Consider the following 24,142-nt stretch of genomic DNA (forward strand, 5'->3'; position numbering starts at 1 on the left):
CGCCGGGTGGCGCTATGCTTACCCGGCCTACAAAATGACAGACCAGTGCAAGCACAGCGCCGCCGGACGTTAATTTTGCCCGTAATACGCATTCACACCGTGTTTACGCAGATAGTGTTTATCCAGCAACTCAGGCTGCATATCCGGCAACTGCGGAGCTAACTGGCGCGAGAAAAGCCCCATGTAGGCGCATTCTTCGAGTACCACTGCGTTATGTACGGCATCTGCGGCATCTTTACCCCAGGCAAACGGACCGTGTGAATGCACTAACACTGCCGGAACCTGCAGCGGATTGAGATCGCGTTGCTCAAATGTCTGAATGATCACTTCACCGGTTTGATATTCATATTCGCCATTGATTTCCTCAACGGTCATCAGCCGGGTACACGGAATAGAACCATAGAAATAATCGGCATGCGTGGTGCCCCATGCCGGGAGATCAAGACCCGCCTGCGACCAGATCGTCGCGTGGCGTGAGTGAGTATGGACGATCCCACCGATCTCATTGTAGCGGCGGTACAGCGCCAGATGGGTTGGCGTGTCTGAGGAGGGTTTTTTACTGCCTTCAACCATGTTGCCGCTGGCAATATCCACCACCACCATATCGTCGGCGGTCATCACGTCATATTCCACGCCGGACGGCTTAATCACCATCAGCTTACGCGTTTCATCCACAGCGCTGACGTTACCCCAGGTAAAGGTGACTAAACCATGAGCCGGAAGCGCCAGATTGGCCGCCAGCACCTCGGCCTTCAGTTGTTCTAACATGGAAATCCTCCTTCCTGCATACGTGCTTCTATCCAGCGTCGTGCCTGGATAATTTCCAGTACCGGCTCTTTTGCTTTTTCAGTCCACATTTCAATCAGAAACGACCCGCGATAGTTCAGCTCATGCAGCGTTTTGAAGATACCAACAAAGTCCACGCACCCTTCGCCAAAGGGCACATCGCGAAACTGGCCCGGATGGGTTTCGGTTACCGGCAGCGTGTCTTTCAGGTGGATAGCGGCGATACGGTCGATGCCCAGCGTCAATTCGGCAGTGACGTCATTACCCCATGCGCTGAGGTTGCCCACGTCCGGATAGACGGTGAACCACGGCGATGACAGCATTTCATCCCACTTTTTCCACTTGCTAATTGAGTTCATAAAAGCGGTATCCATGATTTCTACCGCCAGCATGACCTGCGCGGCGGCGGCTTGTTCGACTGCCCATGCCAGCCCTTCGGCAAAGCGCTGCTGCGTACCTTCGTCATGTTCCTCGTAATAGACGTCGTAACCTGCCAGTTGAATAGTGCGAATACCGAGATCGCGCGCCAGACGAATGGCTTTGGTCATGATGTCGCGTGCCCGAACACGGACTGATTCATCGCGACTGCCAAAGGGAAACCGACGGTGGGCGGACAGGCACATTGAGGGGATTGCCACGCCGGTTTCTAACATTGCGCTCACCAGCGATGCACGCTGAGCAGGACTCCACTCAAGACGCGACAGACGTTCATCGGTTTCATCCACTGACATCTCGACGAAATCAAAACCACAGCTTTTCGCCAGCACCAGACGCTCCGGCCAGGAGAGGTCTTTCGCCAGCGCTTTTTCATAGATACCTAACGGATGATTACGCATACTGTGCTCCCCAGATAGCATCGATTTGCGTATGGAATTCAGCGGCAACCTGCGTTGGGTTTTGCGCCCCAGCCAGCGCGCGTCCGGCGATAAAGGCTTTGACGTTGATATCGCGAAACAGTGGCAGGTCGGCGGGCGTAATCCCGCCGGTAATCGACAACTCCAGACCGATATCGGAAAGCGCTTTCATGCGCGCCAGATCAGCTTCTCCCCATTGTTGTCCGCTGGCCTGAGCATCGCGGCCACGATGGTAAATTGCCTGGCGAACCCCAACGCGATACCAGTCACGGGCATCATCCAGCGTCCAGTTGCCGAACAGTTCCATCTGAATTTCGCCGCCGCAGGACTGCGCGACGCCATGGCCTTTCTCTACCGTCGCCAGTGGGGCAGCGCAGATGATAGTCATCCAATTAGCGCCAGCGCCAAACGCTTGCTGTGCGAGGGTTTCGCCCGCATCGGCTACTTTCCAGTCGGCAACGATGATTTTATTTGGACACTGGGTACGCAGCGCTTTCACGGCAGCCAGGCCTTCGGTTAAGCAGAGAATCGTCCCTGCCTCAACGATATCAACGCTTTCTTGTAGCAGTGCGACATCGTGTTGGGCCGCCTGCAGGTTGGTGTGGTCGAGCGCCAGTTGCAGTAATGGTCGACTCATCATTCGTGCTCCTTAATGCGGGCGTGATAGCCCTGTAGTGCGGTAATTAAATTCTGGTATTGGCGGTATTTACGCTGGTAGCTCGCATGCGCCGTAGCGTCTGGCAGCAGTGTGCGAACCGGGTGCTGTAAGCTGCGCTGCGCGTCACTGAAATTGTGATAAACGCCGGTGCCTACGCGGGCGGCGAGCGCAGCGCCAAAGCAGCCGGTCTCTTCAATCTGTGGCAATTCGATACGTAAACCGCTGACGTCCGCCAGCATTTGCATCCAGATGTCGGAGTGGGCCGGACCTCCAGTAACGCGCAGGGTATGTGCCTGCGTAAAACGTTCGCGCATGCGGTTCAGGTGGGTCATATGGCTGAAAACCACGCCTTCGTAGATGGCCTGTAATAAGTGGGAGCGAGTGTGTATAGCCTGCATGCCATAAAAGCCGCTGGTCATCTCCAGTCCGGCGTTGCTGCCGTACAAAAAGGGCAGAAACAAAAGCTCGCTACCGGCTTTCGGTAAGCTGGCAACGGCCTGATTAATCTCATCAAAAGAGAGTTCGCCCCACTGGGCGGTAAACCATTCCAGATTGCCTGAAGAAGTCGGGCTGGCTTCATGAACGATGTACTGCCCGTCATTTACATAGCGACCATAGACATAGGGATGGGGCTCGTGGTCGCGCAGGCCGTGAGCGATCCCGCTGGTGACGGCCCAGGTACCCATCACCGCGTTGAGGGTGCGTTCATCTTCGATACCGGCGCAGAGTGCGGTGGAAACCACATCAAACAGTCCGCCGACGACGGGGGTACCCGCCGCCAGACCGGTTATGGCGGCTGTCTGAGCGGTGATTTCCCCGCATATTTCTGCTGAACCAACGATGGGGGGCAGGGCATTGTCGATTTCACTGATGCCCAGCCACTGAGTCAGCCTCGGGTCGTACTGACCCGTGGTCATGTTGTAGAGGTTCGACTCGGAGATATTGCTCTCTTCACAGCCTTTGGCGCCGGTTAAGCACCAGCGCAGGTAGTCATGACCCATCATGACGCTACCAATTTGCGCGTAGCGCTGGGGGGCGTTCTCTTTCACCCAGCGCAGGAGCGATGCCGGATGCCCGGTCCACAATGTCTGGCGGGTGATCGGGTAGAGCTGCTCAGGTATCCCATCCTGCTGCCAGCGCTGAACGATTTCCATCGCGCGTCGGTCAGAAGAGAGAATGGCATTGCCTAGCGGCTTATCTTGTTTATCGAGAAGGAACAGACCTTTGCCCTGAGCGGATATACCGACGCCTTTGATTTGCTCACCGCACACGCCTGCGCGCTTTAACAGCCCGGCGATGGTCGCGACGCACTGTTGCCACAGTTGGTGCATATCGCGTTCGGCGTAACCTGGAAATGGCGATATTGTCTGCAGCGATTGCCGGTTAATTCCCTGCTCATGACCTTTGGCATCATACAAACCCGCTTTCAGATATGTACCGCCACAATCAATACCCAGCCAGAAGGTCGCTTTCTTACTCATCTTTGTTATCTCATTTTTGCCGGATGGCGCTGCGCTTATCCAGCCTACGACGGTTGCCCGGTAAGCGAAGCGCCACCGGGCATTGTTTTAAGCTGTACGTTTATGTGGATTCAGCGTCTTTAGCGGCGCGGCACCTGCATCGCATTTTGCTGGTAGCAACAGGGCCATCAGCGCGGCCAGAGCCAGTGAAATTGCCAGGCAATAAACGCCCGCATCTTTGCTGTACAGGGTGATGAGAACGCCGACCGCGTAAGGGCCGCAGAAGCCACCGAGGTTGCCGAGAGCGTTGATGACCCCACGTGCGCCACCGGCCATTTCCGCACTGAACAAACGCGCTGGAATAGTCCAGAACACGCCCGCAGCCGATTGCAGGAAGAATCCGCAGCCGACCAGCGCGGCATAAGCCAGCCAGACGTTATTTTTCAGCGCCACAGAGAGGAACATGCACAAGGCAAAGCCAATCAGCGGTAGGCAGACGAACAACTTGCGTTTACCGGTGCGGTCAGAGAGTGAAGAGAACAGGAACATTCCGGCAATTGCGCCGACGTATGGCAGAATGGCGAGCATGCCGACCTGTCCCATGCTGCTGTGAGTCAACTCTTTGAGGATGGTCGGCAGCCACAGGGTGTAACCGTAAATCCCGGTCTGATAGAAGAAGTTCAGCGCGATTAGCTGCCACATGGTTTTATCGGAAAGCACTGCACCCAGAGAGGCGTTTTTGACCTCTGTTCCGGCAATAGCTTTTTGCTCGGCGGCCAGGGTTTCTACCAGGTAATTTTTCTCCGCCTCAGAGATCCAGCGTGCTTCCTGCGGACGGTCGTAAACGGTATAGGCCCACAGCACCAGGACGACGACAGACAGTAAACCTTCAATGATAAACAGCCAACGCCAGTCGAGTACGGTGATGATCCAGCCCGAGAGCGGGGCGGTAATGATCCCGGCAATCGGCACAAACATAATCACAATCGCATTGGCGCGACCGCGCTCGGCGTCGGGGAACCAGTTGCTGATCATCGTCAGCACGACCGGCAGCATGCCGCCTTCAGCAACACCGAGTAAGAAACGCAAAACCAGCAGTTGATACTGATTCGTGATTAATCCCGTCAGAACGGAAATAACCGCCCAGGCAACCAGCGACCAGCCGATAAATTTCTTGCCGCTGCCGTGTACGGCAATTTTTCCGCCGGGAACCTGTAAAAACAGATAACCGATAAAGAAAATACCACCGGCCAGACCGGCCATGGTGGCGGAAATACCTAATTCTTCATCCATTCCGCCGGGCATCGCGAATGCGATATTGACGCGGTCCATATAAGAAATAATACAGGCGATAAGAATAGGTGGAATAATCCGTAGCCAGCGCTGACGGGGTATGTCTTGAAGTGTAGGGCGAGAGGTCATGTTCATATTAATATTCTCGTAGAGTAGTATTTTATTTTTATAGTTTTGCTTTATTTAATGCGGCGATACCGTCGCGCAATATCGCTACACGATGGTTCACATCTGCACTGGCATTTATTTCCAGCAATTTAATGCCAGAAAATTGCAATGGGTCTGCTCCTGCGCAGGCGAATAATTCGTGGGCATGCTCTGTGGTCATTAGACCTTCTGGACAGAAAGGGGCAAACGGTGCGTGTAAGTCCTGCCACTCGCCGTATTCCCCCGCAAGCGTGGTACCGGAAAACATCAGTGCGCCCAGTTTTCCAGCCCGTTTGGTCTGCTGCATGTGGGTCAGCGGTAGGGTGAGGTTCCGCCCTTCAATGGCCGAGCGCGCCCAGTTAATGCACACGCTGATGTCATATCCGGCTATCGCGTCCAGCACGTTGTCTAACGGTAAAAATCCTTTGCGTGGCGCGGGGCCTGTCATGGCATCGCAATGTTCCAACACCAGATCGCAGGACCAGTCCCAGCGGGTAATTTCTTTCAGCGAACGAGCAAACGCGTCGGTGGCCTGAGCGACGTTCGGGTTGCCCGCCAGCGGAGCAGCATGCAACTCCAGTGCAATCACTTTTCCGCCGTTGGCCGCATTGATATGGTTGATTTTCTGCTGCAGATGACGGTAATACGCCACGCAGGCTTTACGCTGTTCTTCATCGCTGGAGGCTAGCCCGAAACCACCATTAATACCGCGACGGCGCATGGTTTCCATAATGGCCGTGACCACGATTTGCCAGTCGCCCGGCGTATGGCGTAATAACCATTCGTCGCCTAACGGGTGCAGATGTTCAAGACAGGGCTGCTCCAGTCCGCGAATATCCGGGGTATCGGAGAGTTGTCGCCAGAATTCCTTCTCTTCCTCTTCACTCTTTTGGTGAAATGAGGGTGCACAGGGGTACGCACCGATAATATAACCGGTAGTGTTAGCTTTCATTTTTTGTGCTCCTTTTATAAAACTGAAATAGCAACCTTCACGACTATTTTGCGGATCGGTGTGGCGACAGTTTTATGACATGCTGGACGATGAACATCCTGCGGGAAAAATATGGCGTAACTTCCCGGAATCATTTCAATAAAAGATTCATGTTCGCTGGCGTGATAAAAAATAATATCGCGCTGTTCTAATAGCGATTCACTGATTTGGTTATTCCCGGTATCAATGGCGATCCCGATTTTCTCTTCACCCCAGGCCAGAAACTGAATATCCAGATAGCGGCGATGCACCTCAGGACGATTTTCGGCAACGTCACGCGTGGTTAAATCAATAATTTGCGCGAAGATATTTTTACCGTCGATCTCCACCACGCCCGGCTCCAGTTTGCGAAAATCTGTGGTGCGCAGAAAGTCGAGCGCCCTTTCAATCGCAGCAGGCAAATGGCATGGGTTAGGTTGAGCAATATGTCCGAAGATCATGGTGTTGCTCCTTACAGGGCCTGAATTTTTGCCCAGACGCTGTCGTCAACGGTGATACCGTTCCGGCGATTTTCTTCCAGTAGCTTCGTAAACTCGTGGCCCGGCAGACGGACAGGCGTGTTTTCATCTGCGCGTTCGGCGGTGGTGATGAAATCCATAATCCGCTGTAGCTTGGCATCACGGGTGGCGCCATCGATCAGCTTATCCACTTCAATGGCGATAAATATCTGTGAAACGCCATATTCATCGCTGTTATCCTGGGTGACTTCCGCAACGGAAGAGCCATCAGAAAGCAGGGTGGCAATCATATCCAGCACAATCGACAGACCCGAACCTTTCCAGTAACCCATTGGCAATATGCGGCGGTTTTTTTCGATAACGCCCGGCTCTTTGGTGAGATTGCCTTCATCATCAAAGCCACCGTCTACCGGCAGTTCGCGACCGGCCAGGCGATTCACTTCCAGCATGCCGTAGGAGAACATCGACATAGACATATCAACCATGGTGATTGGCGATGAGGGGATCGCGACGATCAGCGGGTTAGTGCCAATGCGGCACTCTTTCGAACCCCACGGCGGCATGACGGCAATCGAGTTAGTCCAGCAGATACCGATGTAACCTTTCTCCGCCGCCTGCCAGCCATAGCTGCCGCCGCGCATCCAGTGGTTGGCGTTACGCAGTGCGACCAGGCCAATACCGTGATCGGAGGCCAGCTCAATGGCTCTGTCCATCATCTTTTTCGCCGTCAGATTGCCGATCGAATGCTGAGCATCCCATTGTTCAATCGCCCCCAGGCTGGTAATGCGTTGCGGTTTGGCCTCAGGAATGATGTCGCCGTTATCCAATTGCTGAATAAAACGAGGAAAACGATTCACACCGTGCGAATAAACGCCGGACTCGGTAGTGCGCGCAAACATTTCGGCACAGGCATCGGCGGTTTCAACGGCAATACCGCGTGCCAGCAGTACCCGATTGAACGCATCTTTCAACTGCTCAAAAGTGACTTTCATTCCTGTTTCCTTGTTTAAATTTGATCGCTTTTTTATCTCTAAATTTCACTATGCGAAATCTGATTTCAAATATAGCGATCAAATTTTGACAGATCAACGGGGTGGTCTATTTTTTAAAATCATCAAAATCAAATAGTTGTGTTTTTTCGGTTCAGATCGTGAACTGAAACACACTTTGCGCTACCATCAGAGCGCGACGAAAAGGGGAGCGGAAGCGATGGGCACAAAAGAGAGTGAAATGACGCAAGACAAAGAGAGGCCAGCCGGAAGTCAGAGCCTGTTCCGTGGTTTGATGTTGATTGAGATTCTGAGTAACTATCCGAATGGGTGCCCACTGGCCCATCTGTCTGAACTGGCCGGGCTGAACAAAAGTACTGTGCATCGACTCCTGCAAGGGCTGCAGTCCTGCGGATATGTCACGCCTGCACCTGCTGCGGGTAGCTATAGGCTGACCACCAAATTTATCGCCGTTGGGCAGAAGGCACTGTCGTCACTGAATATCATCCATGTTGCCGCGCCGCACCTCGAAGCGTTGAATATTGCTACTGGTGAAACAATCAACTTCTCCAGCCGTGAAGATGACCACGCGATTCTGATTTATAAGCTGGAACCGACGACGGGCATGCTGCGTACTCGCGCTTATATCGGTCAACATATGCCACTGTATTGCTCCGCGATGGGTAAAATTTACATGGCGTTTGGGCATGCGGATTATGTGAAATCTTACTGGGAGAGCCATCAGGATCTTATTCAGCCGCTGACCCGCAATACCATTACCGGTTTACCAGCGATGTACGACGAATTGGCGCAGATCCGCGAAAGCAGTATGGCGATGGATCGGGAAGAGAACGAATTGGGCGTTTCCTGTATTGCCGTGCCGGTGTTTGATATTCATGGTCGGGTGCCGTACGCGGTGTCAATTTCACTATCTACCTCGCGACTTAAGCAGATAGGGGAAAAAAATCTACTCAAGCCGCTACGGGAAACCGCGCAGGCGATTTCAAATGAGCTGGGTTTTACCGTTCGCGATTAAGGTTATTCAGTCACCTGACAAAATTTAACCGTTTCCCCTGTCCGATCAAAGCGCCAGGGGCGGTCTCTCTGGCACTCTGTGGTTTTCACGCAGAGGGAGGGGGCAATGAACGCGTTTATTATGGCGGATGCGGCAAAATGTATTGGGTGTCGTACCTGCGAAGTTGCCTGCGTTGTCGCGCATCAGCAAAACCAGGACTGTGCTTCGGTCTCTTCTTCTGCGTTTATACCGCGGATTCGGGTCATCAAAGACGACGCCTTTACCACGGCGGTCGCCTGCCATCAATGCGAAGACGCTCCCTGTGCGAATGTTTGTCCAACTCACGCCATTCGTCGTGAACATGGGCATATCTTCGTTGAACAGGCACGTTGTATTGGTTGTAAAAGCTGTATGCTGGCCTGCCCGTTTGGGGCAATGAATGTCGTTGCCCGTTCGTCGCGGGTGCAGGCGATAAAATGCGATTTGTGCTGGCATCGCGAGACGGGGCCCGCGTGTGTCGAGGCCTGCCCGACCAGCGCGTTGCAGTGTATTGATGCCGTCAGCATTCAGCGACAGCGCCTGCGTTCACAGCCGCTGTGAAGTGAGCCCGACCCGCACTTGGGTCGGGTTTGCGTTAGCCTTCCAGCCAGGCGCGTTCGATCTCTTCCGCCAGAATCTTCACGCCAGCTTCGATTTTCTCCGGCTCTGGCACGTAGTTCATCCGCATGCACTGATGGGTATGCGGCCAGGGTTTATCCAGCCCCGGGAAGAAGTAGTCACCAGGAACCATCAGTACGCCGCGCGCTTTCAGGCGCTGATACAACAGTTCTGTGGTGATCGGTAAATCTTTGAACCATAGCCACAGGAAAATCGCGCCTTCAGGTTTATGGATAAGGCAGCGATCTTCAGACAAGTAGCGGCGAATAATCGCAATCGTCTCCTGAACGCGCTGATAGTAAAACGGCTTGATAACCGTTTCGGACAGACGCAGCAGATCGTTACGTTTAATCATCTCGCACATCATCGCCGGTCCCATCCCGCCAGGTGCAAGGCTGATGATGCCGTTCATATTGGTAATCGCAGTGATGATTTTTTCATTCGCGATAATGATACCGCAGCGGGAACCTGGCAGACCCAGCTTGGAAAGGCTCATGCACAACACAATGTTGGGGTTCCACAACGGGCGTGCTTCGCTAAAGATAATGCCTGGGAATGGTACGCCATAGGCGTTATCAATCACCAGCGGGATCCCATGCTGGTTGGCCAGCCGGTCCAGCTTCATCAGCTCGTCGTCGGTGATCACGTTGCCTGTCGGGTTAGTGGGGCGCGATACGCAGATCATCCCTGTCTCTTCACCGATGTGCAGGTGTTCAAAATCAACGTGATACTTAAACTGGCCTTCCGGTAGCAGCTCAATGTTCGGACGTGCTGAGACGAAGAGATCTTCTTCTAGCCCTGAATCTGCATAGCCAATGTATTCCGGCGCTAACGGGAATAACACTTTTTGCGTTGTTCCGTCAGCGCGGCGTCCGGCGAACAAATTGAATAAGTAGAAAAACGCGCTCTGACTGCCATTTGTCAGTGCAATATTTTGTGGCTCGATATCCCAACCCTGCTTCTCACGTAGCAGTTTCGCCAGTTCAGACAGTAGCTCGGTTTTCCCTTGCGGACCGTCATAATTACAAAGCGCATCAGTGGCTTTGCCGTTTGCCAGCATATCTGTCAGCAGAGACTGGAAGTAATTTTGCATCTCTGGAATTTGCGCCGGATTACCACCGCCGAGCATGATGGCGCCTGGGGTGCGTAAACCGTCGTTGAGGTCCTCCATCAGGCGGGTGATGCCTGAATGGCGGGTAAATTTGTCGCCAAAAAGTGAGAATGTCATAGCAGGGGGTCTGTCGAACTGAGTAGTAAAGTGGCTAACCATAGCGCTACCTATGGCAGGGTGCAAATCAGGGGGAGCGGGCTGGATTGATGTTTTGTGCTACAGATGTTTGCCTGGCTGGTTTTTTATTTTGTGTTGGGCTTCCCGCTGTATGCACAGCGAGAAGCCTGTTGGGATCAGGGCTGACCGGCCCACACCACCATTACCTTATCGTCGCCATGCTCGCGGATAAATCCGTATCCCTGCTTCAATGTCAGCGTGGTCTGTTTACCAGCACCGATGGCGGGATGTCTGGCCCGGAACTGACTGATGCGCTGCCAATGAGTGACGCTGGCGGCAGATTTCCCGGCCACATCCGGCCAGTTCATTTCTGAGCGCGTACCCTGCAATGGGTCTGAACCTGTTGGTCCAAAGGGCCGGGCCGACTCGTCGCCGTAAAAGAGTTGTACCGCGCCTGGCGCCAGCAGCAATAGCTCGGCGGCTTTGTCTCCACCTTCGCGGAACAGGCGCGTATCGTGCGAGGAAAGATAGCTCAGGACGTTGAAATCCTGTAGTTTTTCAGCCATTTGTTGCCAGGTGACATCCATATTTGCCAGACAATCGACGGCCTTTGCCGCCTGCTCCTGATAGTCGAAATTGATCATCGCATCAAAGCCGTGAAGGTAATAGTCGCTTTGCATCACGCCGTGACCCCAGGCCTCGCCGGTCATCCAGAAAGGTTTGTCATCCAGCGCTTTATCCGGGTTCGCTTTCTTCCATTCAACCAGCGCCGCGCTGGCCTGTGTTTTTAACTGCTGCCAGGCGGGAAGTTCGACGTGTTTGGCGGTATCGACCCGAAACCCGTCAATCCCGTAATCACGCACCCACTGGCTGAGCCAGTGGGTCAGATAATCTCGGGGCGTGTAACCAGCAATAGCTTTAGCGTGCGTATCTGGTTTGTGTAGATAAAAGTTTGGCAGCCCGGAAGGCGTGGTGGATTCGGTTTTCAGATCGGGCAGGAAAGCCAGTGACATGGTCAGGTCGTCAAAACCCGGATTGTCGTAATCGCCAATATCGGTTCGGATCCAGTTTTTCCCCCACCATTTTTCCCAGCCTGCTTTATCGCTGAAGTTGATGTAATCATTAAAGCTGTGCCAGCTTTGCCCGGCGGCTGGCTTCCAGTCCGTCCAGCGTTCACCGAGCGTGTTTTTCAGTTCATCGCCCGACAAGTACAGGGCCCCAAACTGATACTCCTGCATATCCGCCAGCGTGGCGTAGCCGGTATGATTCATGACGACATCAAACAGGATGCGAATGCCGCGCTGGTGCGCGCCGTCAACCAGCGCACGCAGGTCAGCTTCATTACCCATATTCGCGTCGAGGGTGGTCCAGTCCTGAGTGTAATAGCCGTGGTAAGCATAATGGGGGAAATCACCTTTGGTGCCACCGCCGACCCAGCCGTGAATTTGCTCAAACGGCGCGCTGATCCACAGGGCGTTGATGCCTAACTGTTGTAGATAGTCGAGTTTGCTGGCGAGCCCGCGCAAATCGCCGCCGTGGAAAGTACCAATTTCCTGCATGCCGTCGTTGCGACGCCCGTAGCTGTGGTCGTTGCTTGGGTCACCATTTACAAAGCGGTCTGTCAGGACGAAATACACCGTAGCGTTATGCCAGTCGAAAGCGGCCGGGGCATCGGTTTCCGCCCGTTCCAGCAGCAACAGTCCGTTACTGGCTGCGGCAGGCTGTAGGGTAATTGTCCCATTTTTTACCGTTGCCGTTTTCTGGCTGTAGAAATCGCGCACCACGGCACCTTCCGGAAAGGTCTGGCTCACATCCAGTGTTAACGGCGAACCATCCCATTTCGGGCACTGGCGAATCTGGGTCGTGACAGGGTCTGCGGCGCTTTTTACCGAGAGCATCAACGTTGGCGTTCCGGAGCGGGTATCCACTTCCAGCGTGTAATCGCCGTCTTTGAATAAGCGCCATTGCGGCGGGGCGCCTTCACACGGTTTTAGCGACAGCATCTGGTTGAGTTTTATCGCATCAGCAGGCTGCCAGCACTGTTGGTCAAAATTTAGGATTAAAGGACGCGTACCCTTCGTCAACGCTGCATGGCTGACGAATTTACCCGTACCTTCCGCTTCGAAGATGGGGAGTCCCTGAGAAGTCCATGATGAGGCGATGGCAATGCCGGGCATGAGCGCCAGCGCAACGGCGGCAAGTTTCATAATGCTGTCCTTGGTGCTGCGATTTTCGCCAGTTTGCCAGTGAAATCAGGCCGGAAACTCCTCCTTTGAGTCGATTCCGCCAGGAGGAGAAGTGAGGGTGAGCGATCGCGCGCAAAAAATGAACTTATTTTGCGATAACCTCCACATTTTCTTCGAATTAATAGCACCCTGAACCGTTAATGCGTGACATAGTTTCAGAATTGGACTATTCCTTTGGGTGCTCTTGACGGCTATTTTTGATATGATTTGAGATTCATCTCTCATTTTTGTGAAAAATATAAGGTGTTGGAATGTATAAATCCGACCAGGAGACCTAATGATATTGACTCCCATTCGACGATATGGGGCAATGATTCTTATGTTACTCACCGTTGCATTTTCGGGTGAGGTGCTGGCAAAGACACACACGGCGACAACGAGTCACAAGCCCCAGGTAATCAAGACAAGTAATACACAGGTAAGCAGTAAACAAGAGTATTCTCGCAATAGTGCAAAGAGTAGTTCACTTCCTGATTTGCGAAAATACCCTTCCGGAACACCAAGGAAAAAAGCGTTTCTCCGGACGGTTATGCCTTATATTACCAGTCAAAATGCTGCCATTACGGCGGATCGTAACTGGCTGATTTCAAAACAGTACCAGAACCGCTGGTCACCGACTGAGCGTACGCGTATGAAAGACATCGCGAAGCGCTACAAGGTGAGCTGGTCTGGCAACACGCGTAAAATCCCATGGAATACGCTGCTTGAGCGCGTAGACATTATCCCGACCAGTATGGTGGCAACCATGGCTGCGGCTGAAAGTGGCTGGGGTACGTCGAAGCTGGCGCGTAGCAACAACAACCTGTTTGGCATGAAATGTGGCAAAGGTCGTTGTAACAATGCCCCGGGTAAGGTGAAAGGCTACTCACAGTTTGAATCTGTGAAAGAGTCGGTGAATGCTTACGTCATCAACCTGAACACGCATCCGGCTTACTCTTCATTCCGTAAGTCACGTGCGCAGCTGCGTAAAGCCGATCAGGAAGTCACCGCTACCGCGATGATTCATAAGCTGAAGGGTTATTCCACTAAAGGACAGAGCTACAACAACTATCTGTTCGCAATGTATCAGGATAACCAGCGTTTAATCGCCGCGCATATGTAATTCTGTGTGCCGGATGGCGGCTTCGCCGCATCCGGCAATAATCCTCACAGCAACACTTCGCTGTTCACATCGCGATACTCTTTGGGCGTCGTGTCATACTCTTTCTTAAAGACCGAATAAAAGTATTGCAGAGACGGATAGCCGCACATCTGTGAGATTTCGTTGATTGAAAGCGTGGTAGATATCAACAGGCTGCGCGCTTTTTCCAGCTTTTCGGCATGAATCACGGCGTGGATAGTCTCTCCAACTTCTTCTTTAAAACGCTTCTCCAGATTCGAACGAGAAATCCCCACTGAATCCAGCACTTGTTCAACCTTAATACCTTTACAGGCATGGTTGCGGATAAAGTGCATCGCCTGAATCACCGCCGGATCGGTTAATGAACGATAGTCGGTTGAGCGGCGTTCAATGACGCGCACCGGAGGAACCAGTGTACGTTGCAGCGGCAGCTCTTCATTTGCCAGTAAACGATGTAAGAGCTTAGCGGCCTGATACCCCATCTGCCTGGCTCCCTGAGCCACGGATGAAAGCGCCACCCGCGACAGATAGCGGGTCAGTTCTTCGTTGTCGATCCCAATCACACACAGCTTTTCCGGAACCGGAATATGCAGGTGTTCGCAAACTTGCAGGACGTGTCGTGCCCGTGCATCGGTAACGGCGATAATACCGGTTTGCGGCGGTAGTGTTTGTAGCCAGTCCGCCAGACGATTTTGCGCGTGCTGCCAGTTTTCCGGTGCGGTTTCCAGCCCCTGATAGACAACGCCGCGGTACTTCTCTTTGGCAACCAACTGGCAAAACGCATATTCACGTTCCGCGGCCCAGCGTTTGCCGCTTGACGATGGCAGACCATAGAATGCAAAGCGGTTAACCCCTTTTTCCTTCAGGTGCAGGAAAGCGCTTTCTACCAACGCATGGTTGTCGGTGGCGATGTAATGTACCGGTGGATAATCTTGCTCCAGATGGTAGGAGCCTCCAACGCCGATGATGGGAACTTCAACATCGGCAAGTAATTGCGCAATATCATCATCGTCATAATCAGCAATAACGCCGTCGCCTAACCAGTCTTTAATATTATCGATACGGGCGCGGAAATCTTCCTCAATGAATATATCCCACTCGGATTGCGATGCCTGTAAATATTCACCCACACCTTCTACCACCTGGCGGTCGTAGGCTTTATTGGCATTAAATAGCAGAGTGATGCGGTGACGTTTATCAAACATAAGAACCTGTCCTGGAAAGGTTAACGTGGGCCTGTCGATACTAGCAAAACCGCAGGTACGACTGCTTGATGAAGCGTGACAAAATTCCTGATTGCCTGAGGCTACGCAAAATTTACATACTGGTCGCGGGATGACAATTGTCATTTTTTATCTGCGCATTACGGTTTTTTGTTTAATGACTAACCTTCGATCGCGATCGCTTTTTTATTTCTTTATTTAGCGCGTTTTTTTGGGAGCCAGCGCACGTTTGGGTATTCTCTTAATGGCGGTGTGAAATAACGTAATTGAGCAATAAATCAGGAAATTCCAGTATAGCCATATCGCAGTTTACTTGCCGTATTACCTGATTATGGAGCTTATTATGCCGGCTTATTTTGACCAACTCGATCGTGTTCGTTTCGAAGGCACTCAATCCACCAACCCGCTCGCATTTCGCCATTACAACCCTGACGAAATCGTATTGGGCAAGCGCATGGAAGATCATCTGCGTTTTGCGGCCTGCTACTGGCATACCTTCTGCTGGAACGGGGCGGATATGTTCGGTATGGGCGCTTTCGATCGTCCATGGCAGCAGCCTGGTGAAGCTCTGGCACTGGCGAAACGCAAAGCGGATGTGGCATTTGAGTTTTTCCACAAGCTGAACGTGCCTTACTACTGCTTCCATGACGTGGATGTTTCGCCGGAAGGCGCGTCTTTGAAAGAGTACAAAAACAACTTTGCGCAGATGGTTGATGTGCTGGCGGCAAAACAGGAACAGAGCGGCGTGAAGCTGCTGTGGGGTACAGCAAACTGCTTCACTAACCCACGCTACGGTGCGGGTGCGGCCACAAACCCAGATCCAGAAGTGTTCAGCTGGGCCGCCACGCAGGTGGTTACGGCCATGGATGCCACGCACAAGTTAGGTGGTGAAAACTACGTTCTGTGGGGCGGCCGTGAAGGTTATGAAACACTGCTGAATACCGATCTGCGTCAGGAACGTGAGCAGATTGGTCGTTTCATGCAATTAGTCGTGGAACACAAACACAAAATCGGTTTCCAGGGCACTTTGCTTATCGAGCCGAAACCGCAGGAACCGACCAAGCACCAGTACGACTACGATGCGGCGACCGTGTACGGATTCCTCAAGCAGTTCGGTCTGGAAAAAGAGATCAAACTGAATATCGAAGCCAACCACGCTACGCTTGCAGGCCATTCGTTCCATCACGAAATCGCCACTGCTATCGCGCTGGGTCTGTTTGGCTCTGTCGATGCCAACCGCGGCGACGCACAGCTGGGCTGGGATACAGACCAGTTCCCGAACAGCGTAGAAGAGAATGCGCTGGTGATGTACGAAATCCTGAAAGCGGGCGGCTTCACTACCGGCGGCCTGAACTTTGATGCCAAAGTACGTCGTCAGAGTACCGATAAATACGATCTGTTCTATGGTCATATTGGCGCGATGGATACCATGGCGCTGTCCCTGAAAATTGCGGCCCGTATGATTGAAGACGGTGGTCTGGATCAGCGTGTGGCTAAACGTTATGCCGGTTGGAATGGTGAGCTGGGCCAGCAAATTCTGAAAGGCCAGATGACGCTGACAGAAATTGCGCAGTACGCTGAACAACACAATCTGGCGCCAGTGCACCAGAGCGGTCATCAGGAATTGCTGGAAAATCTGGTAAACCATTATTTGTTCGACAAATAACGGGTCTCTGAGAACGTCCGTAAGCCCGGTCAGCTAGCGCTACCGGGCCTTTCTTTAAGGAACGATGCCTTATGTATATCGGGATAGATCTTGGCACATCAGGCGTAAAGGCCATTCTGCTCAATGAGCAGGGCGATGTGGTGGCTTCAAAAACGGAGAAACTCACCGTCTCGCGCCCGCACCCGTTATGGTCAGAACAAGACCCTGAGCAGTGGTGGCTGGCAACGGATCGCGCGGTAAAAGCACTGGGTCAGCAGCATTCACTCCGCGAGGTGAAAGCGTTGGGGATTGCCGGGCAGATGCACGGCGCGACGCTACTGGATGAACAACAGAAGGTATTGCGTCCGGCTATCTTATGGAACGACGGTCGCTGTGCTGAAGAGTGCGAGATGCTGGAGAGTCAGGTTCCGCAGTCTCGTGCCATCACCGGCAACCTGATGATGCCTGGCTTTACCGCGCCAAAACTGCTGTGGGTGCAACGCCACGAGCCGGAGATTTTCAACCAGATTGATAAAGTCCTGCTGCCGAAAGATTACCTGCGTTTGCGCATGACCGGTGATTTTGCCAGCGATATGTCTGATGCGGCAGGGACAATGTGGCTGGATGTCGCGAAGCGTGACTGGAGCGATGTCATGCTGGCTGCCTGTAAACTGACTCGCGCACATATGCCTGCGCTCTATGAAGGCAGCGAGATTACCGGAACCTTATTGCCAGACGTCGCTAAAGCCTGGGGAATGCAGGAGGTTGCGGTTGTTGCCGGAGGTGGTGATAACGCGGCGGGCGCGGTTGGCGTAGGCATGATGAATGCCGGTCAGGCGATGCTTTCGCTGGGGACATCCGGCGTCTATTTTGCAGTGAGTGATGGTTTCCTTAGCAAACCGGAAAGTGCGGTTCACAGTTTTTGCCATGCTTTGCCTGAGCGATGGCATCTGATGTCTGTAATGTTAAGTGCGGCATCGTGTCTGGACTGGGCGGCAAAATTAACCGGACTGGCGAGCGTTCCTGCGTTGATTGACGCTGCGCAACAGGCGGATGAACACGCGGAGCCGGTCTGGTTTTTACCTTATTTGTCCGGCGAGCGTACGCCGCACAACAATCCGCAGGCCAAGGGCGTATTTTTCGGTCTGACGCATCAGCATGGTCCGGCAGAACTGGCACAGGCGGTGCTGGAAGGTGTGGGGTTTGCGCTGGCTGACGGTATGGACGTGGTACATGCCTGTGGCGTTCAGCCCGCCAGCATTACGCTGATCGGCGGTGGGGCGCGTAGTGAATACTGGCGTCAGATGCTATCTGACATCAGCGGATTGCAGCTGGATTACCGTACCGGCGGTGACGTTGGTCCTGCACTCGGCGCGGCGCGCCTGGCGCAAGTTGCCATGAATCTGCAAACGTCGTTATCAGAGTTACTGCCTCAGCTTACGCTGGAGCAGGCGCATTATCCTGACGCGGAGCGTCATGCTCGTTATCAACAGCGTCGAGAAACTTTCCGTCGTATCTATCAGCAATTACAACCGCTGATGTCCTGACCACTTTCCCCTCTGGCTAGCAGAGGGGAATTTGCCGCATATATATATCCACGAAAATAATAATTTACACGTATGGATGTATTCTGAAAGTCCTGTGTAGTCGCTTTTTTCTGTGTTGTCTTTAGCGGGTTATTCATATTGTATCCATGATGGATAAGGAGATCCCAATGAAGACAACCAGGCTGTTGCCATGGATATTATTCCTCTCAGGCATACTGACTTACAGTATCGGTTTATGGCGCGCATGCCCGTTATTGAGCGGCAAGGGGTATTTTTTGGGGGCGCTGATGACGGGGATGTTCGTAACGTATGCCTATCAGCGCGCAGTAAATCTCAATCAAAACGATGAACGCTTCGCTTCCGTATGTCAGATGGTGGCGCTCATCACGGCAGGGCTGTTGCTGGTGGGGGTGTGGAATGCCCCGTTGGCGCCCTTCGAAATAGGGTTATACCCGGCAGCATTCTTCGTGTGTTTGGCCGGACAAGTTTTACTCCTGCGTCCAGGGCCGAATGAACAAAAGGGTGAGTCTTAACTCACCAACCTGCGCGTATCGATACGCTGCAAGAGTATGGACAACAGCAGGCTACCCGCCAGCGTGGCGCTGAAAATCCATAGTATATCCAGCGGTGGCCAGTTTTTGAGTTCAATTCCGTTGGTACGTAGTGCGTGAATGATCAGCGCATGAAAGCCATAAATGCCCAATGAATGGCGAGAAATAAGGCCCAGTAGCGGCAGAGTACGTGCGCTGAGCGTATTTTTGACCAGCGTCAGGAGCGAGGCGGCGCAAATAAATACCGCTGGGCCGCAGTAGAGGTACCAGGTGTCGGCAAAATTGCCTCGCCAGCGCAGTTCATGCAATGTGCCACGAGAAATAATAAATACTGCGGTAATGAATAATGCCGCACAGAGCCAGCTGAGCGCACGCTTTTGCGTATCCATCATGCCAATCGCCCGGCCCAGCATGCCGTACAGGATGTAATAGAAAGTATCGCCACTGATGTACAGGTTGACTGGGAGCCACTCAAAGCCGCCGATTTTTTGCGAGACGGTGTTGGGATTGGCAATCACCCCAATGACAACCATGAGCGCCAGTAGCATCTTGCCGCTGATATTTTTCACCTGTATCAGCGGAGAAACCAGGTAGATGACGGCGATCGCGAAGAAAAACCACAGGTGATAGAACACCGGCTTTTGCAGCAGGTTCTTCAGCGACAGCTCAGCGTTGATCGAGGTAAACAGCAGGATATAGGCCAGCGCCACGCTGCTGTAAAACAGAATGCAAAGCGCGATGCGCAGGAAATGGCGCGGTTTGGCGCTACGCTCACCAAAAAACAGATAGCCCGAAATCATAAAGAACAGCGGAACGCTGACGCGAGAAGCTGAATTGAGCACGTTAGCCAGATCCCAATTCAACGGGCTGACGCTTTGCGCATTGGTGATGTACCAGGTTGTGGTGTGGATCATCACGACCATTAAACAGGCTATCCCGCGCAGGTTATCAATCCAGAAAATTTTGGGCTGCATCAGTTCCTCTGTGTCCATTAAAAAAAGTCTGACCGATATTTTGCGAACGTAGCTCACTGGAATAATCCGAGTTCTTACGCTAAAGCTTGAGATGGTCTGATGAGATTCTCAAAATAGGATCTGTTTCCAGACACTAATAATAAGACTGACCAGCAAACCAGGCGGTAATAAAATGATGATGAAGTATTTCTTTCCCGCGATCGCTGCCCTTTTGCTGGTAGCGTGCGCTGACACACAATCGTCTGCACCTGCGCAGAAAGCGCAAAAGGTTAAGGTCAGTGCCACACGTTCGCTGGATATGGAGTCATTGTGCAAAAATGAGGCGGCGCAACGCTACAACACTGGCGCGCAGAAAATTGATATCTCCGGCCTGGAGCAATTCCAGGGCAGCTATGAGATGCGTGGTTCTACCTTCCGTAAAGAGAGTTTTGTCTGCTCTTTTGATGCAGACGGGCAGTTTTTGCACCTTTCCATGCGCTAAGTTCCCCCTTTTTCCCGTTTCGTACTGTATATCTTGCAGCCAGCGGGTATACTGACCGCTTCCTTTAAATCCACACGTATCCAGCACGAAATAATATGCAAAAGTTTGATACCAGGACCTTCCAGGGCTTGATCCTGACCTTACAGGATTACTGGGCTCGCCAGGGCTGCACCATCGTTCAACCATTGGACATGGAAGTCGGCGCGGGAACATCTCACCCAATGACCTGCCTGCGTGCGCTGGGGCCGGAGCCGATGGCGACTGCTTATGTGCAGCCTTCTCGTCGTCCGACCGATGGCCGCTATGGCGAAAACCCGAACCGCTTACAGCACTACTATCAGTTCCAGGTAGTGATTAAGCCGTCTCCGGACAACATTCAGGAGCTGTACCTGGGTTCTCTGAAAGAACTGGGTATGGACCCGACCATTCACGATATCCGTTTCGTGGAAGATAACTGGGAAAACCCGACGCTGGGTGCCTGGGGTCTGGGTTGGGAAGTGTGGCTGAACGGCATGGAAGTGACGCAGTTCACCTACTTCCAGCAGGTTGGTGGCCTGGAATGTAAACCAGTAACCGGGGAAATTACTTACGGTCTGGAACGTCTGGCCATGTACATTCAGGGCGTAGACAGCGTTTACGACCTGGTCTGGAGCGACGGCCCGCTGGGTAAAACCACTTACGGCGACGTGTTCCATCAGAACGAAGTGGAGCAATCCACCTACAACTTCGAATACGCCGACGTGGACTTCCTGTTCACCTGCTTCGAGCAGTACGAGAAAGAAGCGCAGCAGCTGCTGGCGCTGGAAAATCCGCTGCCGCTGCCTGCGTATGAACGTATTCTGAAAGCCGCCCATAGCTTCAACCTGCTGGATGCGCGTAAAGCCATCTCCGTCACTGAGCGTCAGCGCTATATCCTGCGCATTCGCACCCTGACCAAAGCAGTGGCAGAAGCTTACTACGCTTCCCGTGAAGCCCTTGGCTTCCCGATGTGCAACAAAGACAAATAAGAGGCGGCCATGTCTGAGAAAACTTTTCTGGTGGAAATCGGCACTGAAGAGCTGCCACCAAAAGCACTGCGCAGCCTGGCTGAGTCCTTTGCTGCAAACTTTACCGCGGAGCTGGATAACGCTGGCATCGCGCACGGTAACGTTGAGTGGTTCGCCGCGCCGCGTCGTCTGGCGCTGAAAGTCGCGAATCTGGCGGAATCTCAACCCGATCGCGAAGTTGAAAAACGCGGTCCGGCCATTGCCCAGGCGTTTGACGCTGAAGGTAAACCGAGCAAAGCGGCAGAAGGTTGGGCACGTGGCTGCGGCATCACGGTTGATCAGGCTGAGCGTCTGACTACCGACAAAGGCGAATGGCTGCTGTACCGTGCGCATGTAAAAGGCGAAAGCGCAGAAACGCTGCTGCCAAACATGATCGCCACGTCACTGGCGAAGCTGCCTATCCCGAAACTGATGCGCTGGGGCGCGTCTGATGTCCACTTCGTGCGTCCGGTTCACACCGTGACCCTGCTGCTGGGCGACAAAGTGATTCCGGCAACGATTCTGGGCATTCAGTCCGATCGCGTGATCCGCGGGCACCGCTTTATGGGCGAGCCGGAATTCACCATCGATTCTGCCGATCAGTACCCGGAAATCCTGCGTGAGCGCGGCAAAGTAATTGCGGATTACGCTGAGCGTAAAGCGAAAATCAAAGCCGATGCTGAAGAAGCGGCGCGTAAGATTGGCGGTAACGCTGACCTGAGCGAAAGCCTGCTGGAAGAAGTTACCTCGCTGGTGGAATGGCCGGTAGTGCTGACTGCGAAGTTCGAAGAGAAATTCCTCGCTGTTCCGTCTGAAGCGCTGGTACACACCATGAAAGGTGACCAGAAGTACTTCCCGGTATACGCGAACGACGGCAAACTGCTGCCGAACTTTATCTTCGTTGCCAACATCGAATCGAAAGATCCGATCCAGATTATCTCCGGTAACGAGAAAGTCGTTCGTCCGCGCCTGGCGGATGCCGAGTTCTTCTTCAATACCGACCGTAAAAAACGTCTGGAAGACCATCTGCCGCGTCTGCAAACCGTGCTGTTCCAACAGCAACTGGGTACGCTGCGCGACAAGACTGATCGTATTCAGGCGCTGGCGGGCTGGATTGCTGGTCAGATTGGCGCTGATGTTAACCACGCAACGCGTGCTGGCCTGCTGTCCAAGTGCGATCTGATGACCAACATGGTCTTCGAATTCACCGACACCCAGGGTGTGATGGGCATGCACTATGCGCGTCACGATGGCGAAGCGGAAGATGTAGCTGTTGCGCTGAACGAACAGTATCAGCCGCGTTTTGCTGGTGATGATCTGCCGTCGAACCCGGTAGCTTGTGCCGTGGCGATTGCTGACAAGATGGACACCCTGGCGGGTATCTTCGGTATCGGTCAGCATCCGAAAGGCGACAAAGACCCGTTTGCGCTGCGTCGTGCTGCGCTGGGTGTGCTGCGTATTATCGTTGAGAAGAACCTGAATCTGGATCTGCAAACGCTGACCGAAGAAGCGGTTCGTCTGTATGGTGACAAGCTGACCAACGCCAACGTGGTGGATGACGTTATCGACTTTATGCTCGGTCGCTTCCGCGCCTGGTATCAGGACGAAGGTTATACCGTCGACACCATTCAGGCCGTACTGGCACGTCGTCCGACTCGTCCGGCTGATTTTGACGCACGTATGAAGGCGGTTTCGCACTTCCGTACGCTGGAAGCCGCGTCCGCGTTGGCTGCCGCGAACAAGCGTGTATCGAACATCCTGGCGAAGTCTGAAGAGACGCTGAATGACCGCGTGAATGCGGCAACGCTGAAAGAGCCGGAAGAAATTGCGCTGGCGATGCAGGTGGTTGTGCTGCGCGATAAGCTGGAGCCTGTCTTCGCTGCCGGTCGTTACCAGGAAGCGCTGGTTGAGTTGGCGGAACTGCGTGAACCGGTTGATGCGTTCTTCGAGAAAGTGATGGTCAACGTAGAAGATAAAGATCTGCGTATTAACCGTCTGTCTATGCTCGAAAAACTGCGCGAGCTGTTCCTGCGCGTGGCTGATATTTCTCTGCTGCAGTAATGGCCCTGCGCTGACTTAGAAAATGCCGGATGGTGGCTTCGCCTTATCCGGCATTTTTTTATGTTGTTAGCGCAACTGCAATTTTGTCAGACAGGTCTGGCTGTCTTCCATCGTCTTAATAGGATACTCCGCCGTTTTACCGTTGTAGCTCACTGCGATGGTGCCTTCCATATTGCGCGGTAGCCATACCCCGACAAAGCCATTTCGGCCGCTCTTCATCGCTTTTTGTACCACCACATCACCCTTGTTATCCGTCACTTTGACATTGAATGTCTTCTCCGGCATTTCGCCCTGGCAGCCAGAAAGGCTGTGGTTGAAACAAGGATGTGTTTGCCATTCATACGGGGCAAACGACAGATAGAACTTGTCACCGAGCGGCAGGGTATAAACCTGATCGCCCGAAGAGAGCTTCAACGCGGTGCTGGTGATGGACGCTGAGTACGGCAGCGGGCGGCTCTGCGGTGATTGATCAATCGTCTCTACGATTTGTTCGACGGATTTCCCGCTAAGCCCGTGTTCGGCCAGAAAAGTAGCTTCCGGCGTTGCCGCGAAAGCAGTACCAGTGGTGAGCAAACCTAAAATCAGCAGCAGTGAGGATTTCGACATAGCTTCAATTCCTTGTGAAAATTGTGGAATATAGACTGGCTCACTATAAAGCTTGCCCTTAGGGAAAGGTCAAAGGGACGACGGGTAAAGTAATGCAAAGAAGCGTTGGGGAGGGGAGACTTACAAA

General features: G+C 53.1%; 22 protein-coding genes. 9 read left to right on the forward strand and 13 right to left on the reverse strand.

What is annotated here, in order from left to right; translation table 11 throughout:
* Positions 1–69 precede the first annotated feature (69 nt).
* The 8 genes from araD to yiaK form a co-directional block, all read right to left on the reverse strand.
* Positions 70–768: an L-ribulose-5-phosphate 4-epimerase gene (araD, locus tag OGY33_RS00800; protein ID WP_191238026.1), complete on the reverse strand. Its 699-nt coding sequence runs from the start codon at positions 766–768 to the stop codon at positions 70–72.
* Positions 762–1,622, reverse strand: a complete 861-nt coding sequence (locus OGY33_RS00805) for an L-ribulose-5-phosphate 3-epimerase (RefSeq protein ID WP_048227306.1) — start codon at positions 1,620–1,622, stop codon at positions 762–764. The genes araD and OGY33_RS00805 overlap by 7 nt, the downstream gene beginning before the upstream one ends.
* Positions 1,615–2,277 (reverse strand): 3-keto-L-gulonate-6-phosphate decarboxylase UlaD, encoded by a 663-nt coding sequence (ulaD, locus tag OGY33_RS00810; RefSeq protein ID WP_048227376.1) that lies wholly within the window; start codon positions 2,275–2,277, stop codon positions 1,615–1,617. Before ulaD ends, OGY33_RS00805 begins: the two co-directional genes overlap by 8 nt.
* Positions 2,277–3,779 carry an FGGY-family carbohydrate kinase gene (locus OGY33_RS00815; protein ID WP_191238027.1) on the reverse strand — a complete coding sequence of 501 codons (1,503 nt, stop codon included), beginning with the start codon at positions 3,777–3,779 and terminating at the stop codon, positions 2,277–2,279. The genes ulaD and OGY33_RS00815 overlap by 1 nt, the downstream gene beginning before the upstream one ends.
* An 87-nt stretch (positions 3,780–3,866) precedes the next feature.
* A complete protein-coding gene (locus OGY33_RS00820) occupies positions 3,867–5,186 on the reverse strand; it encodes an MFS transporter (protein WP_128611254.1) in 1,320 nt (439 codons plus the stop codon).
* A gap of 31 nt (positions 5,187–5,217) precedes the next feature.
* Positions 5,218–6,150, reverse strand: a complete 933-nt coding sequence (locus OGY33_RS00825) for a DUF4862 family protein (protein ID WP_191238028.1) — start codon at positions 6,148–6,150, stop codon at positions 5,218–5,220.
* Between the two features lie 14 nt (positions 6,151–6,164).
* On the reverse strand, positions 6,165–6,629 hold the full coding sequence (locus tag OGY33_RS00830; RefSeq protein ID WP_103014694.1) for a YhcH/YjgK/YiaL family protein: 465 nt from the start codon (positions 6,627–6,629) through the stop codon (positions 6,165–6,167).
* A gap of 11 nt (positions 6,630–6,640) precedes the next feature.
* Complete coding sequence (gene yiaK / locus OGY33_RS00835) at positions 6,641–7,639, reverse strand: 3-dehydro-L-gulonate 2-dehydrogenase (RefSeq protein ID WP_286570949.1); 999 nt, start codon at positions 7,637–7,639, stop codon at positions 6,641–6,643.
* 217 nt (positions 7,640–7,856) lie between these two features.
* On the opposite strand from yiaK, the gene yiaJ reads away from it, so the two are divergent.
* Together yiaJ and OGY33_RS00845 are read left to right on the forward strand one after the other, a co-directional pair.
* Positions 7,857–8,672 carry an IclR family transcriptional regulator YiaJ gene (yiaJ, locus tag OGY33_RS00840; protein WP_003827359.1) on the forward strand — a complete coding sequence of 272 codons (816 nt, stop codon included), beginning with the start codon at positions 7,857–7,859 and terminating at the stop codon, positions 8,670–8,672.
* A 105-nt stretch (positions 8,673–8,777) separates the two neighbouring features.
* Entirely contained in the window at positions 8,778–9,251 is a 474-nt protein-coding gene (locus OGY33_RS00845; protein ID WP_048215323.1) for a 4Fe-4S dicluster domain-containing protein, read from the forward strand.
* Between the two features lie 34 nt (positions 9,252–9,285).
* On the opposite strand, the gene avtA is transcribed toward OGY33_RS00845, so the two are convergent.
* Positions 9,286–10,536: a valine--pyruvate transaminase gene (gene avtA / locus OGY33_RS00850; protein WP_003837697.1), complete on the reverse strand. Its 1,251-nt coding sequence runs from the start codon at positions 10,534–10,536 to the stop codon at positions 9,286–9,288.
* Between the two features lie 176 nt (positions 10,537–10,712).
* Positions 10,713–12,743 (reverse strand): alpha-amylase, encoded by a 2,031-nt coding sequence (gene malS, locus OGY33_RS00855; RefSeq protein ID WP_191238029.1) that lies wholly within the window; start codon positions 12,741–12,743, stop codon positions 10,713–10,715.
* Positions 12,744–13,059: 316 nt separating this feature from the next.
* On the opposite strand from malS, the gene OGY33_RS00860 reads away from it, so the two are divergent.
* Positions 13,060–13,884: a protein bax gene (locus OGY33_RS00860; protein ID WP_008786441.1), complete on the forward strand. Its 825-nt coding sequence runs from the start codon at positions 13,060–13,062 to the stop codon at positions 13,882–13,884.
* Between the two features lie 44 nt (positions 13,885–13,928).
* Here OGY33_RS00860 and xylR read toward each other — a convergent pair whose 3' ends face one another.
* Positions 13,929–15,107, reverse strand: a complete 1,179-nt coding sequence (xylR, locus tag OGY33_RS00865; protein ID WP_003827365.1) for a D-xylose utilization transcriptional activator XylR — start codon at positions 15,105–15,107, stop codon at positions 13,929–13,931.
* Positions 15,108–15,468: 361 nt separating this feature from the next.
* Between xylR and xylA the strand changes: the two genes are divergently transcribed.
* The 3 genes from xylA (at position 15,469) to yiaB (ending at position 18,850) form a co-directional block, all read left to right on the forward strand.
* On the forward strand, positions 15,469–16,791 hold the full coding sequence (gene xylA / locus OGY33_RS00870) for a xylose isomerase (RefSeq protein ID WP_048236992.1): 1,323 nt from the start codon (positions 15,469–15,471) through the stop codon (positions 16,789–16,791).
* A 71-nt stretch (positions 16,792–16,862) separates the two neighbouring features.
* Positions 16,863–18,317, forward strand: a complete 1,455-nt coding sequence (gene xylB / locus OGY33_RS00875; RefSeq protein WP_191238030.1) for a xylulokinase — start codon at positions 16,863–16,865, stop codon at positions 18,315–18,317.
* 167 nt (positions 18,318–18,484) lie between these two features.
* Positions 18,485–18,850 (forward strand): inner membrane protein YiaB, encoded by a 366-nt coding sequence (gene yiaB / locus OGY33_RS00880; protein WP_048215326.1) that lies wholly within the window; start codon positions 18,485–18,487, stop codon positions 18,848–18,850.
* On the opposite strand, the gene OGY33_RS00885 is transcribed toward yiaB, so the two are convergent.
* Entirely contained in the window at positions 18,847–19,842 is a 996-nt protein-coding gene (locus tag OGY33_RS00885; RefSeq protein WP_048216379.1) for an acyltransferase, read from the reverse strand. The two genes, yiaB and OGY33_RS00885, sit on opposite strands and share 4 nt — an antisense overlap.
* Before the next feature lie 172 nt (positions 19,843–20,014).
* Here OGY33_RS00885 and OGY33_RS00890 point away from each other — a divergent pair, with 172 nt between their 5' ends.
* From OGY33_RS00890 to glyS, 3 genes are all read left to right on the forward strand, one after another.
* A complete protein-coding gene (locus OGY33_RS00890; protein ID WP_020996059.1) occupies positions 20,015–20,323 on the forward strand; it encodes a YsaB family lipoprotein in 309 nt (102 codons plus the stop codon).
* A gap of 95 nt (positions 20,324–20,418) precedes the next feature.
* Positions 20,419–21,330: a glycine--tRNA ligase subunit alpha gene (gene glyQ, locus OGY33_RS00895; protein ID WP_001168551.1), complete on the forward strand. Its 912-nt coding sequence runs from the start codon at positions 20,419–20,421 to the stop codon at positions 21,328–21,330.
* A 9-nt stretch (positions 21,331–21,339) separates the two neighbouring features.
* Positions 21,340–23,409 (forward strand): glycine--tRNA ligase subunit beta, encoded by a 2,070-nt coding sequence (gene glyS, locus OGY33_RS00900; protein WP_008786433.1) that lies wholly within the window; start codon positions 21,340–21,342, stop codon positions 23,407–23,409.
* A gap of 66 nt (positions 23,410–23,475) precedes the next feature.
* Here glyS and cueP read toward each other — a convergent pair whose 3' ends face one another.
* Positions 23,476–24,015, reverse strand: coding sequence for a copper-binding periplasmic metallochaperone CueP (gene cueP / locus OGY33_RS00905; protein WP_032945331.1), 540 nt, complete (start codon positions 24,013–24,015; stop codon positions 23,476–23,478).
* Positions 24,016–24,142: the final 127 nt, after the last annotated feature.

This window comes from Citrobacter sp. Cpo032, assembly GCF_030332975.1.
In the GTDB taxonomy this organism is placed as follows: Bacteria; Pseudomonadota; Gammaproteobacteria; order Enterobacterales; family Enterobacteriaceae; genus Citrobacter; species Citrobacter portucalensis.